Source organism: Paenibacillus taihuensis, assembly GCF_003386535.1.
Classification (GTDB): domain Bacteria; phylum Bacillota; class Bacilli; order Paenibacillales; family Paenibacillaceae; genus Paenibacillus_Z; species Paenibacillus_Z taihuensis.
The window spans coordinates 23,653-39,631 of record NZ_QTTN01000016.1 but is presented as its reverse complement, the minus strand read 5'-3'; the positions used below and the strand labels follow the sequence as shown (position 1 = coordinate 39,631).

16 protein-coding genes are annotated in these 15,979 nt (G+C 54.6%); 6 read left to right on the top strand and 10 right to left on the bottom strand.

Going from position 1 to position 15,979, the window contains the following annotated elements; all coding sequences use genetic code 11:
• Window positions 1–680: 680 nt before the first annotated feature.
• Both A8990_RS14650 and A8990_RS14645 read right to left on the bottom strand, forming a co-directional pair.
• The gene (locus A8990_RS14650; protein WP_116189782.1) at window positions 681–1,535 is read right to left on the bottom strand and encodes a sulfurtransferase; all 855 of its coding nucleotides are present in this window, start codon (window positions 1,533–1,535) and stop codon (window positions 681–683) included.
• Window positions 1,536–1,577: 42 nt separating this feature from the next.
• The gene (locus A8990_RS14645) at window positions 1,578–2,234 is read right to left on the bottom strand and encodes a DUF2306 domain-containing protein (protein ID WP_116189781.1); all 657 of its coding nucleotides are present in this window, start codon (window positions 2,232–2,234) and stop codon (window positions 1,578–1,580) included.
• Window positions 2,235–2,450: 216 nt separating this feature from the next.
• On the opposite strand from A8990_RS14645, the gene A8990_RS14640 reads away from it, so the two are divergent.
• Window positions 2,451–2,966 carry an SRPBCC family protein gene (locus A8990_RS14640; protein ID WP_116189780.1) on the top strand — a complete coding sequence of 172 codons (516 nt, stop codon included), beginning with the start codon at window positions 2,451–2,453 and terminating at the stop codon, window positions 2,964–2,966.
• Between the two features lie 404 nt (window positions 2,967–3,370).
• Here A8990_RS14640 and A8990_RS14635 read toward each other — a convergent pair whose 3' ends face one another.
• The 3 genes from A8990_RS14635 to A8990_RS14625 all read right to left on the bottom strand — a co-directional run bounded on the left by A8990_RS14635 (window position 3,371) and on the right by A8990_RS14625 (window position 8,377).
• The gene (locus A8990_RS14635; RefSeq protein WP_245996028.1) at window positions 3,371–5,347 is read right to left on the bottom strand and encodes an ABC transporter ATP-binding protein; all 1,977 of its coding nucleotides are present in this window, start codon (window positions 5,345–5,347) and stop codon (window positions 3,371–3,373) included.
• Window positions 5,340–7,079, bottom strand: a complete 1,740-nt coding sequence (locus A8990_RS14630) for an ABC transporter ATP-binding protein (RefSeq protein WP_116189779.1) — start codon at window positions 7,077–7,079, stop codon at window positions 5,340–5,342. Before A8990_RS14630 ends, A8990_RS14635 begins: the two co-directional genes overlap by 8 nt.
• A gap of 146 nt (window positions 7,080–7,225) precedes the next feature.
• The gene (locus tag A8990_RS14625) at window positions 7,226–8,377 is read right to left on the bottom strand and encodes an aminoglycoside phosphotransferase family protein (RefSeq protein ID WP_245996027.1); all 1,152 of its coding nucleotides are present in this window, start codon (window positions 8,375–8,377) and stop codon (window positions 7,226–7,228) included.
• A 78-nt stretch (window positions 8,378–8,455) separates the two neighbouring features.
• Here A8990_RS14625 and A8990_RS14620 point away from each other — a divergent pair, with 78 nt between their 5' ends.
• The 3 genes from A8990_RS14620 (at window position 8,456) to A8990_RS14610 (ending at window position 10,069) form a co-directional block, all read left to right on the top strand.
• On the top strand, window positions 8,456–9,121 hold the full coding sequence (locus A8990_RS14620) for an HAD family hydrolase (RefSeq protein ID WP_245996026.1): 666 nt from the start codon (window positions 8,456–8,458) through the stop codon (window positions 9,119–9,121).
• A gap of 61 nt (window positions 9,122–9,182) precedes the next feature.
• Window positions 9,183–9,704: a GNAT family N-acetyltransferase gene (locus tag A8990_RS14615; protein WP_245996025.1), complete on the top strand. Its 522-nt coding sequence runs from the start codon at window positions 9,183–9,185 to the stop codon at window positions 9,702–9,704.
• A 161-nt stretch (window positions 9,705–9,865) separates the two neighbouring features.
• Window positions 9,866–10,069, top strand: a complete 204-nt coding sequence (locus A8990_RS14610) for a DUF378 domain-containing protein (protein ID WP_116189776.1) — start codon at window positions 9,866–9,868, stop codon at window positions 10,067–10,069.
• Between the two features lie 118 nt (window positions 10,070–10,187).
• Here A8990_RS14610 and A8990_RS14605 read toward each other — a convergent pair whose 3' ends face one another.
• Together A8990_RS14605 and A8990_RS14600 are read right to left on the bottom strand one after the other, a co-directional pair.
• A complete protein-coding gene (locus A8990_RS14605) occupies window positions 10,188–10,502 on the bottom strand; it encodes a 4a-hydroxytetrahydrobiopterin dehydratase (RefSeq protein WP_342772848.1) in 315 nt (104 codons plus the stop codon).
• 39 nt (window positions 10,503–10,541) lie between these two features.
• Complete coding sequence (locus tag A8990_RS14600) at window positions 10,542–10,841, bottom strand: hypothetical protein (protein WP_425463907.1); 300 nt, start codon at window positions 10,839–10,841, stop codon at window positions 10,542–10,544.
• A 204-nt stretch (window positions 10,842–11,045) separates the two neighbouring features.
• Here A8990_RS14600 and motA point away from each other — a divergent pair, with 204 nt between their 5' ends.
• Both motA and motB read left to right on the top strand, forming a co-directional pair.
• Complete coding sequence (motA, locus tag A8990_RS14595) at window positions 11,046–11,846, top strand: flagellar motor stator protein MotA (protein WP_116189775.1); 801 nt, start codon at window positions 11,046–11,048, stop codon at window positions 11,844–11,846.
• Entirely contained in the window at window positions 11,830–12,660 is an 831-nt protein-coding gene (gene motB / locus A8990_RS14590) for a flagellar motor protein MotB (protein ID WP_116189774.1), read from the top strand. Before motA ends, motB begins: the two co-directional genes overlap by 17 nt.
• Window positions 12,661–12,707: 47 nt before the next feature.
• On the opposite strand, the gene cuyB is transcribed toward motB, so the two are convergent.
• The 3 genes from cuyB to rluF all read right to left on the bottom strand — a co-directional run bounded on the left by cuyB (window position 12,708) and on the right by rluF (window position 15,952).
• Window positions 12,708–13,418, bottom strand: coding sequence for a cysteate racemase (gene cuyB / locus A8990_RS14585; RefSeq protein ID WP_245996024.1), 711 nt, complete (start codon window positions 13,416–13,418; stop codon window positions 12,708–12,710).
• A gap of 25 nt (window positions 13,419–13,443) precedes the next feature.
• Window positions 13,444–14,940, bottom strand: a complete 1,497-nt coding sequence (locus tag A8990_RS14580; protein WP_116189772.1) for a Mur ligase family protein — start codon at window positions 14,938–14,940, stop codon at window positions 13,444–13,446.
• A gap of 316 nt (window positions 14,941–15,256) precedes the next feature.
• Entirely contained in the window at window positions 15,257–15,952 is a 696-nt protein-coding gene (gene rluF, locus A8990_RS14575) for a 23S rRNA pseudouridine(2604) synthase RluF (protein WP_116189771.1), read from the bottom strand.
• Window positions 15,953–15,979 lie beyond the last annotated feature (27 nt).

The window sequence follows — 15,979 nt, the reverse complement described above, 5'->3', positions numbered from 1 at the left end:
GAAAAGGTATTCTACAACCTTTTCTATTCTGCATGAAATATGATAGAGCTAGTTAGCAAATTGACAATGATTTTAGCCTAGGAGGTTACCGATGACAAGGCCTGATGCTCACATTACAAATCCCTTTACCGGACAAAGAATGTTTTTTGCCCATACATATTCATCCCAAACAAAAAAGCTCCTGTGAGGTTATTTCCGGAAACGTTCATTTTGAAGTTGAAGGCAATACTAGAGTATTACGGGCGATAGCATCGAGGTTCCTGCCGGGGTACCTCATCGTTTTTGGAATGAAGATGCTATTGTGGAGGCTCATACGATTCAAAGATTCTCACCTGCATTGAATATGGATGAATTTTTCACAACCTATTTCGCATGGGCAAGAGACGGCAAACTCAATAAAAAAGGGCTCCCTAATTTGGTTCGCATGTCACGTCCCGCTTTATATCATCAACATGCAATTCAGGTCGTTAAGCCACCTTGGTATCTCCAAAAAATCATTTTCACAACACTTGCACCCCTCGCCAGAATTCTAGGTTATCAAGAAAAGTATGAATAGTCGTTAAGGCGCAGTCCGACCCACTCTGTAAGTTTTTTCAGCAGACGATTGTTAAGTAAACGGATAAAAAAACAGAGCATCGGCATCTCTCTAGCCGTGCTCTGTTTTGTGAACTTACATACTGCTATTCGCCTTTCTGCGCTTCCTCGTCTCCAGTCGCAATTGGATTCCCCTCATACGTAATCCAATCACTCCAGCTCCCCGCATACAGCCTCACATTCGTGAAGCCCGCTTCATCCAGCGCCAGCACGTTCGGGCACGCCGTTACGCCAGAACCGCAGTAGACGATCGTCTCGCCGTCCACCGGCAGCCCTTCGAAGCGCGCGGCTTGCGCTTCTCCGCTCTTGTACTTGCCGTCCGCGTCACGACCTTCCGCCCAGAAGCGGTTCACAGCGCCTGGGATATGACCAGCTACGCGGTCAATCGGCTCGACCTCGCCGCGGTAGCGTGCGCCCTCGCGCGAGTCGATGATCGTCACCGCCTCGTTGCCCAGCTTCTCGCGCACCTCGTCGACCTCTACCAGCAAGTTATGCTGTACAGTCGCCAGAAACTGCGCCGGAATAAGCACCTTTTGCTCCGCGTTCACTGGGAACCCCGCATTCTTCCAAGCCGTAAACCCTTCATCCAGCACGTAAACCTCTTCGTGCCCCAAATACTTCAGCAACCACCACAGCCGCGAAGCCATCGCCCCGCCTTGGTCGTCATACGCTACAACGCGCGATGCATTGCCGATGCCCGCCTTGCTCAGCGTGACTGTCAGATCCGCGATGTCCGGCAGCGGGTGGCGTCCGCCGTGCTCCTCAATAGGAGCGGACAAGTCCTTTTCCAAGTCCAAATAAACAGCGCCCGGAATATGCGATTCCGTATACGCCTCACGCCCCGACTCCGGCTTGCCAAGCTGGAAGCGGCAATCGACGATGACGATGTCCGATTCATACATGCGTGCGAGCAACCATTTTAACGATACGATATTTTTCATAGAGCTTCCGCCTCCTGCGATTCACTAACATTAATAGTTCGATTATACATCAACGGAGCCCCTCTTCGCCTCTCTATACCTCGAAACGATCAGCCACTCCACAAGGACGAGCTCCACCACTAGCCCCGCCCAGATATTCACGTTCAGCACGCGGTCGATCATCGTCTCCCGACCGCCGGGTACGGTCAGCCCATTCAGCACATAATAGGTCAGGAACAGGACGGGCACCATCAACCGTGCGCACACCGCCACGAGCGTAATGCCGAAGCTGCGAATCATCCAGATGCGATGCTCGTCGAACCGCCGACGTACCGCCGTCCGATAGCCTTTCCAGCATGTAATGAGCCAGAGCAGCGTGAGCGCGAGAAAGGAAACCGCCTTCGAGAAATCATCTACATAACCGATCACGACCAGCGCCAGCAAGCCACTGATAAAGACACTCGCGACATAGACCCTGCCCGCATAGCGGTGCACCTTCGGATGGCGCTGCCTAAGAACACGGATGAACTGCATGAAGCCAGACACCATCGCGACAAAAGCAAACCCGATATGCGCAACCAACGCCGGAAACTGTACCGTTCGCGAAGAAACTTCAACACGGCTCGAGTCAGGGTTCAGCGTCATATACGGTGCCATGAACGGAATCATTACGGCCAAGCTGACGATGACGAGCAGCCACCAGCTTCGACTTTGCTTCATAGGTATCACTCCACTCCCTGTCTCTCTGTCACCGATGAAATTCTCTAACACTAGCGTAAAATATTCCGGGGTCCACTGACAAGCACCTAACGACAGCGCCAGCACATAACATCTATATATTCCTTGACAGGAATATTCCTAATAGGGTATATTCTAGTCACAGAGAAATAACAGCAGCAGCACACAAAATGAACCCAATGGAGGCATAGATTCAAAATGACAACGAATAACGTTACGGCAGAAGAAAGCAGACTGGTTATTTCCCGCACGCTCCAAGCTCCGCGTGATCTCGTTTTCCGTGTATGGACGGAAGCCGAACACCTCAAGCACTGGTGGGGGCCGGTTGGTCTTGATCTGGAAGTGATTAAGCTGGACGTGAGCCCTGGCGGCATCTTTCACTACAGCATGACTGCACCTGACGGCAACAAGATGTACGGAAAATTCGTATATTATGAAGTTGATGCGCCGGAGAAGCTTGTGTTCGCGAACTCTTTCGCAGATGCGGAAGGCAACACGATTCGTCCTCCATTCTCAGACGAGTTTCCGTTAGAGGTCATGAACACATTGACGTTTGCGGAACAGGATGGCCAGACGACCATTACGCTCCAAGGCGGCCCGCACAACGGCAGCCCGGCCGAGCACGCATTCTTCAAAGCGATGCACGAGTCGATGCAAGGCGGCTTCGGCGGCACGTTCAAGCAGCTCGAAGATTACCTGGCGACGCAGGTTTAACCCATCCGCGCCAACGCATCAGCATCAACAACAGCACAAAAGGACCGCCCACAACGGGCAGTCCTTCTTGATGTCGATAAAGTTCTGGCAACGGTTCAGCTTGGAGAGCAGAGAGTCATATCCTGCTATAGTGGAAAATTCCATTATAAAACGGCCCAAACAAGCAAAAATGCATCCTATGTTGGATAAATCCACTCATTTCAACCTAAAGCACCTCTTTTTCGCTTACTCTTCCTCAAATAAGTGGAAAAATCCATTATAGCCAATAGGAATCGCTATTTCCGGCAAAAATGAGTGGATTTTTCCACTATGGGAGAAATCGCACGTTTCTCGACAATCTGAAGGACCGCCTACTCAAGGCGGTCCTTCTTCGTCCTTCTATCTCACAATTCTATCTCCCACAACTAGCCCTCGCCCAAAATAGCCCCGAACTGGTTCGTGAACATCCGATGATATACGCCCTGCCGCTCGAGCAACTCGTCATGCGAGCCCCGCTCCACGATGTCGCCGTGGTCGATAACCATAATCGTGTCCGCATCGCGAATCGTGTTCAAGCGATGCGCAATGACGAAGCTGGTCCGCCCCTGCAGCACGCCGCGCAGGGCGTCCTGGATATGCAGCTCTGTCCGCGTATCGATGCTGCTCGTCGCTTCATCGAGAATCAAGATCGACGGGTCGGCCAAGATGACCCGCGCGATCGCGAGCAGCTGCCGTTGCCCTTGGCTGAGGTTCGAGCCATTCTCGGCGAGCACCGTGTCGTACCGCAGCGGCAGCCTGCGGATGAACGGCGCCGCGTTCGCGAGCCTCGCCGCCTGCTCCATCTCGGCATCGGTCGCGTCCGGCTTGCCGTACTTGATGTTCTCCCGGATCGTACCGGAGAACAGATACGTATCCTGCAGCACGATGCCGAACGCCTGCCGCAGGCTGTCTTTCGTATAGTCGCGAATGTCGCGCCCATCGATGCGGATAGAGCCGCCTGTCACATCGTAGAACCGCGTGAGCAGGTTCACGATGGTCGTCTTGCCCGCGCCGGTCGGCCCGATCAGCGCGGTGCTTGTGCCTTCAGCGGAGTCGAAGCTCACGCTCCGCAGAATCGGCACGTCGGCGCGGTAGCCGAACGACACGTCCTCGAAGACGACGTGTCCGCGCGGGTTCGCGAGCCGCACCGCGCCTGGCGGATCGGCTGGCTCCTCCTCTTCGTCGAGAACCTCGAACACCCGCTCCGCACCGGCCACGCCGGACTGCAGCGTGTTGAACAAGTTCGCGAGCTCAATGAGCGGGCGGACGAACTGGCGCGAATAGCTCAGGAAGCTCGCGATAACGCCAACGGTAATATGCCCGTTCACCGCCAGTATACCGCCCACAATCGCGACCGCCGCGAAGCCTATGTTATTGATGACGTTCATAATCGGCATCAGGAAGCCCGAACGAATCTGCGCCTTGATCCCGATTCTGCACAATTCGTTATTGACTTCCTCGAACTCGGCAATCGCCTTCTCCTCGCGGTTGAATGCTTTTACGATCTGGATACCCGAGATCGTCTCTTCAATATGCCCGTTGAGCTTGCCGAGCTTGTTCTGCTGCTCCTTGAACAGCGGACCCGTCGAACGAGCGATCGTCCGCGTGAGCAGGAATACCGCCGGCACCGTGATCAAGCTCGCCAGCGTCAGCAGCGGACTGAGCACGAGCATCATAACGAGTGCGCCCGTAATCGCGATGGAGCCGGTCATGACCTGCACCGCCGACTGCGCGATCGTATTGCTGACGTTGTCGATATCGTTGGACATCCGGCTCATCAGCTCGCCATGCGTCCGCGTGTCGAAGAAGCGGATCGGCAGCTTATGCAGCTTCGCGAACAGCGACTCCCGCAGTCGCCCAACGATACGCTGCGATACGCCCGCCATCAGCCAGCCTTGCAGGAACGTCAGCCCGCCGTCGGCGATATAGGAGGCCACTAACGCGATAAGCACGAACTCCAGCAAGCCGAAGTCGACCGTGCCGCCGCCAGCCGCTCCGGTCGTGGTCATCGCATCAACCGCCCGCCCAATCAAATACGGGCCCGATAACGTAATGAAAGAATCCACCAGCACGATGGCGAAGATCACCGACAACAGTCCTCGCTCTTTGCCGAGATACGACCATAGTCGCCGAACGGTCGCCCGCAGATCCTTCGGCTTCACCACCGGACCGCGGCGCATAAAGCCGCCTCGGCCTTGAACATTCACCACGGGCGCAGGCGGCGGTGCAGACTCCCCAGAGTTCGCACCAGACGCCCCACTAGGCGCAGCTCCTGACACAGTTCCAGACGCAGTTCCAGACGCAGCTCTCTGCCCCGAGCTCTGCCCAGCCGCCCCTGCCTTCTTCTTCTGCTCCTCAGACATTCGCATGCGCCTCCTTGCCGGTCTGCGACCGATAAATTTCCTGATACGCCGTGCAGCTCCGCATCAGCTCGTCATGCGTGCCCGAGCCGACGACCTCCCCGCCGTCCAGCACAATGATCCGGTCCGCGTCCATGACCGAGGACATCCGCTGCGCGATCAATATGCAAGTCAGCCCTTGCGCATACTCCCGCAGCGCTTCCTTAATGAGCGACTCCGTCGACGTATCCACCGCGCTCGTGCAGTCGTCCAAGATCAGGATGGACGGCTGACGAACGAGCGCCCGCGCAATCGACAGCCGCTGCTTCTGGCCTCCCGACAGATTGACCCCGCCCTGACCAAGCAGCGTGTCATAACCTTCCGGCGTGCCCATAATGAACTCGTGCGCCTGCGCCATGCGCGCCGCCCGCTCCATCTCTGCCTCGGTGGCGTCTTCCTTGCCCCACAGCAGATTGTCGCGGATCGAGCCGGTGAACAGCACGGTCTTCTGCGGCACAATCGCGATCCGCTCCCGCAGCCGCTTCGGCTCCATATCGCGCACATCCTGCCCGTCAACCTCGATGATGCCGCCCGTTACGTCATAGAAGCGCGGAATAAGGTTGACGAGCGTGCTTTTGCCCGAGCCCGTTGAACCGATAATGCCGACCGTCTCGCCAGGCTTGCAGCTCAGCGTAATGTCGCGAAGCACCGTCTCCGACTGCGAGTAAGCGAAGGACACCTGCTTAAACTCAACGCTCCCCCGAGCAGCAGCTGCACGCATGCCCAGCGCCGCTTCGTCTTTCCACGACATCGCATCTTGCTCCGCGAATACTTCGCCAATGCGCTCAGCGGAAGCTTTTGCCCGGACGAACATGGTGAATACGTTAGAGATCATGAGCAGCGAGAACAGAATCTGCGTCATGTAATTGATGAACGCAATAATATGGCCGACTTGCATATGGCCCGCGTCGACCCGCGAGCCGCCGATCCAGATGACCACGCCAATGCCGAAGTTAACGGTTAACATAATGCCTGGGCTGAAGACGGACAGCATGCGCATCGCACGCGTGGACGCTTGACGGTACGAGTCATTGACGGCGCCGAACTTCTCGCTCTCGTAGTCGAACCGATCGAACGCTTTGACGACCCGAACGCCGGACAGATACTCCCGCGAAACGCCGTTCACCCGGTCGAGCGCCTTCTGCACGCGCGAGAAGAGCGGAAATCCGATCCGCATATTGAACACGATGAGCACCGCAACGAGCGGCACGACTACGGCAAGTACCACGGATAACGGCGGGTTAAGGCGAATCGCCATGATAAGACTGCCGATGCAGATCAGCGGCGACTTCACGAAGATGCGCATCAGTCCGTTCGTAAAGTTCTGAATCTGCGTCACGTCATTGGTCAGCCTGGTCACGAGCGAAGCGCGATCGAACTTGTCGATGCTGTCGAAGGACAGCGTCTGGATTTGCCGGAACAGGTCCGAGCGAAGCTTCGTTCCGAAGTTCAGGGCGACATGGCTGGAAATGACGTTTCGCAGCGTCGCGCCGATGGCGCCGATCGCAGTGACGAGCAGCATGTAGCCGCCGAACTGGAATACGTAGTCCAGATCCTTGTTCGCGACCCCGACATCCACAATGCGCGACATGAGCGTCGGCTGAAGCAGATCGCAGAACGCTTCGAGCATGAGAAACAGGATAGCAACGGCGAACGGTTTACCAAATTGGCGAAAATACGGCTTCAGAAAACTCAAGGTTCAGGACTCCCTTTTCTCATTCTTCTTTCCTCTATTTTACCTACTGCAGGAAGCAAAATGGAAATCCGCTCATATGTAAAAAAAGACAGGGATCCCCTCATAAAAGGGCCATCCCTGCCGTATAGAAGCGTTTTCGTATTATTTCAAATAAGTGCCTTTGCCTGTGCCTCTGCCCACATTTCCATATGGATAGCAATAACCTGCTCAAGCCGCTCCATACGCTGAATTAGCTGCTCATCCTGCGGATTCTCTTCCAACTGCGTTGCCCATGCCAGATATCTCGGCACTTCCCAGACGCTCCGAAACGCAGCAGCCGCACAGAACCCGAATCGCGCAAGCGCAGCATCGCCATCCCAGCCCGCCGCTCTTAGTCCCGCTATGTAGGAATCGAACAGCGCTTCTCGATACTCCCGATAATGTCCAAGTGGAATCACACCATTGGACATATTTACGCCAAACATCTTCGCAAGGTCCTCGCCGACGCCAGAGATACTCATGAACTGCCAATCAATGAACACGACCTGCTCGGCGCCTTGCGGATCCTGAACGAGCAGTATATTTTTATGTCCCAAATCCTGATGGGCCAGCACTCGAGGAAGACGCTGAAGCGACGCTAACAGCTGCTCTTCCTCCCGCTCCAACTGCTGAAACCACGCCCAAATGCTGCGCTCATTCTCCTTCTGCAGCTGATCCACGTAAGGATGCGGATCGGGCGCATACTGGCGGCTCCCGACAATCCAAGACTTCAGCCAACTTCGGCAAATCCAAGTCTCGCTCGGAAGCCCGCTGCGACCCATGAGGTACTCTCCACCGAACCGTCCCAGCTGGTGAGCGACATGTACAAGCTGCTCCTTCGTCCGTGGGTAATACCCGTCAACATGCTCCATCCACAGCCACGCCGTGCCATCCGCCTGTTCCTCGACCAGATAGCTTCTTGGAGCACGAAGGATCGATTCCGGAAGCTCGTCCAACAGTCCGGACTCGAAGAGAAGCGCCTCCCGCAGCCAGTAGTTATGATGCTGAATGTCATCCTTCAGCTTGTCGTCGCTATCCGCCTTACTCACTTTCAAAACTAGTGACCAAGACTTCTCCTCGCCCCGAACATGCGCCAGACCATGCACCCGGTAAATGCCTGCCGTCGTGGGATTCAACGACCCGCTGACCAAATCCTCACATACTACGGATAGGAGTTCCACGCCATCATGGCCAAAAATCTGCTCCAGACAACGGTTCAGCTGCTCGAGCTTCCCCTCAATCGGCAACCCTGTACGACCCTCCACCTGCACCTGCAGCACGTGATCATCTCCCGCTATATTCCAGATTATGACTTTAGTATACTACTTGTATTCCGCTTAGTAAGGAGTGTGGTAGACTTGCATACGCCAACCCGTACGGTGTTGTTTGACTTCGACGGCACGCTAGCCGATACGCTGCCCTTGTCGTTTAGAGGGTTTCAAGCCGTGTTTGCGCAATACGACAACCGCACCGTTTCTGAAGATGAGATTATCGCCATGTTCGGACCGACGGAAGACGACATTATCGCGCGCAATTTAATCAATCAAGCGGCGGTACAAGAGGCGACCGCGCTCTATTATGAGCTTTACAGAAACGGCCATTTCGGCAGCGATGACGTCGGCCCCCTTCCGTCCGAAATCGTGCATATGCTTGCAGAGCTTCGAGAGAAAGGCATGAAGATCGGCGTCATTACGGGCAAAAGCAAGAAGGCGTTCCTGATCTCCGCCGAAGCGCTGCAGCTCGCTTCATTCTTCGATGTCGTCATCACCGGGGATGACGTGGAGCAGCCGAAGCCGCATCCTGAGGGGATTTTCAAGGCACTGCACATCCTTGGCGCGGACAAAGACGAGTCCGTCTTCCTTGGAGATAGCAACGCCGACATTCGCGCAGGCCGAGCAGCTGGTCTGCCAACCTACGGCGTCCAGTGGTTGTCCACTTATCAGAGCACGAATTTCGAGATAGAGCCTGATCTGATTTTCCGAGATGTAAGGTCGTTTCTTGAACTTATTCATAGCAAGAGCTAGCTTTGCCGATATTATAGACATTATTGAAACCGATACATGCCATCCGCAAAGGAGCCCTCCCGTGACCGCACCATTCCCGTCCCCAATCTCAACCGACAAGCTCATCGTTGTTCCATTATCCGACCCGCTCGCCGAACAGCTGACGGGCTGGCGCTATGAGCCGCCCTTCGACTTCTATAACTGGTCGTCATGGGAAGTGATGCAGCAGCTTGGCATGGAGTTCGGCGATCCGATCGTACGGAGCCAGCAGTATCGCGCGGTGACGAACAAGGCCGGCGAGATGGTCGGCTTCGCGCAGTTCTTCCCTTTGCTCGGCGTGACGAGGCTTGGGCTCGGCTTGCGGCCGGACTTGTGCGGGCATGGGCGAGGGCTCGGTCTTGCGCTCGTGCGAGCGATCGTAGCGGAGGCCGAACGGCAGTCGCCCGGCGACGAGATCGACCTCGAGGTGCATGTCTGGAACGAGCGCGCCATCCGCACCTATGAACGGGCGGGCTTCGTCATCGCCGACACCTACTCGAAGCCGACCGCAGCCGGACCCGTCGACGTTCACTGTATGTGCTATGTGCCGCAAGCGATAGACTAGCGTTAGCCTAACACCAGTACGCACCTACAGTACGCACACGCCTACCCCGACAACGGCGCCCCTTTACAAAGCGCTTACATTTTTTATCGTGCTAAAAGCATTCCCTCCCGCATATCCGTAGTAGTGTCACGAGTCACTATTACTCAAAGGAGGCGGGTCTCATGAAGGCGCTTAATATCGTAAGCTTACTGATCCTCATTCTCGGCGGGTTGAACTGGCTTGTCATTGGTCTGTTTGAGTACGACGTGGTGTCGGAAATTTTCGACGGGCAGGATTCCGTCGGCGCCAAGATCGTCTACATTATCGTAGGCTTGGCGGCACTCTACAGTCTATCGTTCTTCTCCAAAGTGGCGGCCGACGACTGAACTGATCTGCTGATCCGATAGGCAGCTCCACCGCACACTTCCAGACGTACAGCCTAAGCCCGCTGCGTGCGCTCTACCTGAGCGCACGGCGGGCTCTTTTCATGCAGAAAAACGCGGATTACCCGCGTTCTCCGGTCGACGTTTCATACGTCTCGTTATAGCGCCGGGCCGACTCCATGTCGAGCTCCGTCAAGCCGCCCGAATGCCAAGTCGTCAGGCGCAGCGTTACTTTCTTGTAATCGATCGCGATGAACGGATGGTGATTCATCGCCTCTGCTATCTCGGCCACCCGGTCCACGAATGCGATCGCAGCCGGATACGTGCTGAACCGATAGCTCCCCTGCATCCACTTCTCATCCTGACGGGACCATCCGGGAAGCGTTGCGATCGCAGCATCCGCGGCGTCCTGCGCCATCTTTTCCAGCTTCGCCAAGGAAGCACCTCCGCCCTCGTCTTAACGCATCATCCTCTACTAAATTAGCCGAATGATTCTGCTTTCCTTCTGATCCACCGAAACTTCGATAATATGATGCTTCGGACGGTACGTCACAATCCCCCCGCCGACATGAAGAACCGGATCCTCGCCAAGCGCATAGAACACATCGTCCGCGAGCGCCTCCATTAATTCGAGCCGCTGCGGCTGCTCCAGCTGTTCCCAATCTTCCGTCTCCATCTCGAAGAAGAGATACCCATCCTCGATCGAAACCAGCGCCTCCGTCAGGTCGCTCAGAATGTCGCTGTACTCCCTTGCATGCTTAACTCCCATTTCCATTTCCTCGCCTTCCGCACTTTTTTGACAACAATATCTACCATTCTACACGAAATCGAGCGAAAACGAATAAACATCCTTTTTCGCTCTAATGTGAACGCGCATTTTGCCGATAAATAATATAGAGTTTTATCTTCCGTACATAAGGCATGAGCGGTCCTGCCGTTCCTTTAATATCCTTATATTCTTAACTAGTTGAGGTGTGTCATGGAAAAATCTACTGTCATTGGTATTGGTCTAGGGCTCGTTGCGGTTTTGCTAGGTATGACGCTCAAAGGTGCCCCGATCACCGCTCTCATCAACCCTGCTGCATTCGTTATCATTATCGTCGGTACAGGAGCCTCGTTATTCATCGGTTTTCCGCTTGCCGAGCTAAAGAAATTTCCGAAGCTCATTAAGATGATTTTCGTTGTCCAGAAGCTGCTTCCTCGTGAAGAAGTCATCGCCCTCTTCATGGAATGGGCTACGATTACGCGTCGTGAAGGTCTCCTTGCACTGGAGTCGAAGGTCGACGAGATTCAAGATACGTTCCTTCGCAACGGCATGCGGATGATTATCGACGGTAACGACCAAGATCTCGTTCGCGACGTTCTATTGGAAGACATCGCCGCAACCGAAGAGCGTCACCGCGCAGGCGCGCTCATCTTCTCCCAAGCCGGCATGTATGCGCCAACGCTCGGGGTACTTGGTGCCGTAATCGGTCTGATCGCGGCGCTGGCAGACATGAGCGATATGGAGAAGCTCGCGCATGCGATCGGAGCTGCGTTCGTTGCTACTCTTCTAGGTATATTCACCGGTTATGTTTTGTGGCACCCGATTTCCAATAAGCTGAAGCGTCTCTCGAAGCGTGAAGTCGAGCTTCGCCTCATGATGGTAGAAGGCTTGCTCTCGATCCAATCCGGCGTATCGACAATCGCAATCAACCAGAAGCTATCGGTCTTCCTGACACCGACTGAGCGTCTGAAGATGAATGAGAAGGGAGCCGAAGCCGTTGAGCAAAAAGCATAAAAGCGAGCACCACGAGGAGCACGCTGACGAAACGTGGCTCATCCCTTATGCCGACTTGCTGACCCTGCTGCTCGCGCTGTTCATCGTACTCTATGCGATGAGCACCTCTGATTCCAAGAAGTTTGAAGAGATGAGCAAGGCCTTCAATATCGCGCTGAACAGCGGCACCGGCGTACTGGATCAATCCTCGCTCGTCAATCCGATGGAGCAAGTGGTCGACACAACCGAAGCACGAGACGAAGATAACATTTCCTTGAAGAAGAACGGCGCTCCGACGGATGATCAGCTCGAAGCGCTGATGAAGAAGGAACAAGCGGATCTCGAGAAGCTGAAGAAGCAGATGGACAAGTATATCCAGCAGAACGGACTTACGACACAGCTCGATACGAAGCTCAATCAGTCGCAGCTGACGATTACGATTAGCGACAGCTCCCTCTTCGCGCCAGGCAGTGCGAATGTAAAGCCGGAATCCCGTAAGCTGGCCGTCGCAATCGCTACTATGCTGCAGAAGTATAACGACTACGAGGTCATCGTCTCTGGTCACACGGACAATGTGCCTATGAAATCCGCTGAATTCAATTCGAACTGGGATCTAAGCTCCATACGGGCCATCCGGTTTACCGATATTCTGCTGGAGAACAAGAAGCTTAACCCGCGCCACTTCAGCAACATCGGCTATGGCGAATATCGTCCGATCGCGGATAACAAGACGGCGCAAGGCCGTGCGAAGAACCGTCGCGTTGAAGTGTCGATTATCCGGAAGTACACCGATACGACGAAGTTCGTGACGATTCCTGTCTCACCTGCGAAGTAACCAAAAAACCGTCAGGCCCGAAGCCTGACGGTTTTTCTTTATTTATGCTAGTCGCGCTGCTGCGACAGCTCGATCGACCTGCGCACGAGTACGTCCATCGCATCAATGGAGACCCGCTTCGCCTCCGCGCTGAACGGAATGATCGAGAGCTCCGTACAGGCAATGATAATGCACTGGCAGCCGTCTATGGTAACCAAGTTATGAATGATTTCTTCCGTTTCCTTCGGGTCGACCTGGAAGCCGCCCTTAATATCTTTATAGATGATATTCATCACCTGCTGCTGTACCTCAGGTTCAGGCACATGCGGCACCATGTTGTACTTGAGCGCCGACTTGCTGTAGATTCCGCTGTGCAGCGTGCCGTTCGTCGCCAGAATGCCGACCTTGCAGCCATCGCCATGCTGCGCATGAATCTCCTTCATCGTCTCTTCCACCATGTCGATGATCGGGATCGACGTCATCCGCTGCATTTCCTCGATATAATAGTGCGCCGTATTGCAGGGCATCGCAATATAGGCAACCTCGGCATGCTCGAGCAGCCGAATATCCTTCTCGATCTCGCGAAGGAACGGCTCCGGGTTATTTTCCAGAATGACATGGGTCCGATCCGGCAAGGAAGCATGGTTCAGGATAATCATATCGATATGATCCTGATCTCTGTCGGCTGCTGTTGCATCTATAATTTGATCGATAAATACGGACGTCGCCTTCGGCCCCATCCCGCCAAGAACACCTAAACGCCTTTTATGTTCCATCATTCTACCTACTTTATCCGTTAATCCGTTATCGGTTATTGCTGAGCTCGTCCAGCTGCTTATGCGCAATCTCGGCGCCAGGGTCCATCCCTTGGCAGCCTGCCAGCAGAATCAAGTCGCCGCGGCCTGCCTTGGACAACGCACTTGCGATCGCGTCCGGCAGCTCTCTATACAGGTGTACATCAATGTTCGCTTCCTTCATTACTTCGAGGAACACATCCGCTTCTTCATCAGAGACAGTGTTGTTCTTGTTCACATGCGACTCGCTCCGCGTTGCGATAATCTCGCGCGTCTCCAGTCGGTTCAGCCACTTCACGATCGTCTCCGCATTCTCGCGGTTCGTAACCGGTCCGCGGTTGCCGCGAATCGCGTAGACGAGATGGAACTGCTCATAGTCCATATAACGCATCGTCTCAAGCGTCACATCAATATTGCCCGGATTTGCAAAATGGTCATCGATAATGATGAACTCATCCTCATGAATGAACTCGAATCTGCGCTCTACGCCGCCAAATGTACGCAGCGCCTCTTGAATCGTTGCAACTGGAATGCCGCACAGCAGCGCCACCGTAATGGCCGCCATCGAGTTGTAGACGGAGTGCAGCCCCGGAATGCGCAGATCCACGCGGAACTCGCCTGGCGTATACTCGATTGCGCCCGCTTTGAACGGCTTCTTGATCTCGACCGTAAACTTGGCACGGCCTGTCGAGAGATCCAGATCCTTGCAATGGAGCGTGCCCTCGCTGCTCTTCATGCCGAAGGTGACGACCTGCGCCGCCGTCTCCGTCACGAGCGATGCCGCAAACTCGTCATCCAGGTTAAGCACGGCGAAGCTATGCTCGCTGGCGCCCTTAATGAGGCTCGACTTGGCCGCAAAATAGTTATCGAACGTGCCGTGCGAATCAATATGCTCACGGCTAAGATTGTTGAAGCAGACGATGTCGTAATCGACCGTCTCTACGCGGTGCGATTCGAGCGCCGCCGAGGATACCTCCATGCTCACATGGGACACGCCCCGCTCCACCATCTGCGCCAAGTAGGCCTGCAGATCAAGCGATTCCGGCGTCGTCAGCTCGGACGGAATCTTCGTATCGTCGATCTTGATGATGACGGTGCCGATGAGACCGGTCTTCAACCCATGCTGCTCCAGAATCGCATTCGTCATATAGGTCGTCGTTGTTTTGCCATTCGTCGCCGTAATGCCGATCATCTTCATCTTCTCGGACGGATGGCCGTAATAAGCACTCCCCAGCTGCGCAAGCGCAATCCGGCTGTTCGGCACGACATATTGCGGCACATGAATGTCATCCTGCACGCGCTCTACGATAGCTGCAACTGCGCCTTTCGCGACTGCATCGCGCAAATACTTGTGCCCGTCGGTTGCGTAACCGGTAATGCAGACGAAGAGGTCGCCCTCTTTCACTTTCCCGGAATGATAGGCAATGCCGCCAATCGTCAAATCTTCGGCAGCCTGATAGGTATCCATAATAGCTGTCGCTTGAAGCAGCTCTTGTAATCTTGTCATGGAATAAGTCCCTTTCTACCCATGAAATCGTATTCGCGCCTAGCAAGTTCGCGATTCTGCACACCGGGCTTGTCCAATCCATTACCCGTGGCGGCTTCCCCGTTAAACGCAATTTATTTACATTTCCCTCTATGCAAAGCGTGAACAATCCTTTATAATTTTACTTCATGTTTTCTAGGATTACAAATGTTTGTTTTACGTAAAAAACCGTAAAAAAAGACCAGAGATGCCTGTTTCAAGCCGATTCTCTCTGATCTTCCGCGTACTGCTATTGTATTATTTCCCGGGAAAAGCACTCCGAGGCCCCTTCTCTCGCTTACTTATAATCGAGCATCGTAAACAGGTCCATGAGCTCGCCCTTCGTCAAATCCCGCCACTTTCCGTAGCCCAGCTGTCCCAGCTGAATATTCATAATCCGCACGCGGCGCAGCTTCTTCACATTGTAGCCGAACGTCTGGCACATGCGGCGAATTTGACGGTTCTTCCCTTCCGTCAGCGTGATCCGGAACACGCGGTCACCTTCCCGCACCACCTTACATGGAAGCGTCATCGCGCCCAGAATGCGGACGCCTTCGCTCATCGCCTGCATAAACCTCGGCGTCACCGGGCGGTCTACCGTAACGACATACTCCTTCTCATGCTTGCCTTCCGCCCGCAATATCTTATTCACGATATCGCCGTCATTGGTCAGCAGAATGAGCCCTTCCGAATCCTTATCCAATCGCCCAATCGGGAAAATCCGCTCCGAATGCCCGACGTAATCCACGATGTTGCCTTGCACATGTTCCTCTGTTGTACTCGTAATGCCTACCGGCTTATTCAAGGCAATGTAGACATGGGAGCGCTGCTCCCCAATCTTGCGGCCATCGACACGGACATCATCGACCAGCTCCGCCTGGCTGCCAAGCTCTGCAGTCACGCCGTTAATCGTAACGCGGCCCGATTCGACCAGCTTGTCTGCTTCACGCCGCGAGCAATAGCCGGTTTCGCTAATAAACTTGTTAATCCTCAACTGACTTATTCACCCCGCACCTATCCG

Coding starts and splice junctions, on each gene's coding strand:
- A8990_RS14635 (WP_245996028.1), bottom strand. CDS start 5,347: ATGTCTGAGGAGCAGAAGAAGAAGGCAGGGGCGGCTGGGCAGAGCTCG.
- A8990_RS14650 (WP_116189782.1), bottom strand. CDS start 1,535: ATGAAAAATATCGTATCGTTAAAATGGTTGCTCGCACGCATGTATGAA.
- A8990_RS14580 (WP_116189772.1), bottom strand. CDS start 14,940: ATGACAAGATTACAAGAGCTGCTTCAAGCGACAGCTATTATGGATACC.
- A8990_RS14640 (WP_116189780.1), top strand. CDS start 2,451: ATGACAACGAATAACGTTACGGCAGAAGAAAGCAGACTGGTTATTTCC.
- A8990_RS14600 (WP_425463907.1), bottom strand. CDS start 10,841: ATGGAAATGGGAGTTAAGCATGCAAGGGAGTACAGCGACATTCTGAGC.
- A8990_RS14610 (WP_116189776.1), top strand. CDS start 9,866: ATGAAGGCGCTTAATATCGTAAGCTTACTGATCCTCATTCTCGGCGGG.
- cuyB (WP_245996024.1), bottom strand. CDS start 13,418: ATGATGGAACATAAAAGGCGTTTAGGTGTTCTTGGCGGGATGGGGCCG.
- A8990_RS14645 (WP_116189781.1), bottom strand. CDS start 2,234: ATGAAGCAAAGTCGAAGCTGGTGGCTGCTCGTCATCGTCAGCTTGGCC.
- motA (WP_116189775.1), top strand. CDS start 11,046: ATGGAAAAATCTACTGTCATTGGTATTGGTCTAGGGCTCGTTGCGGTT.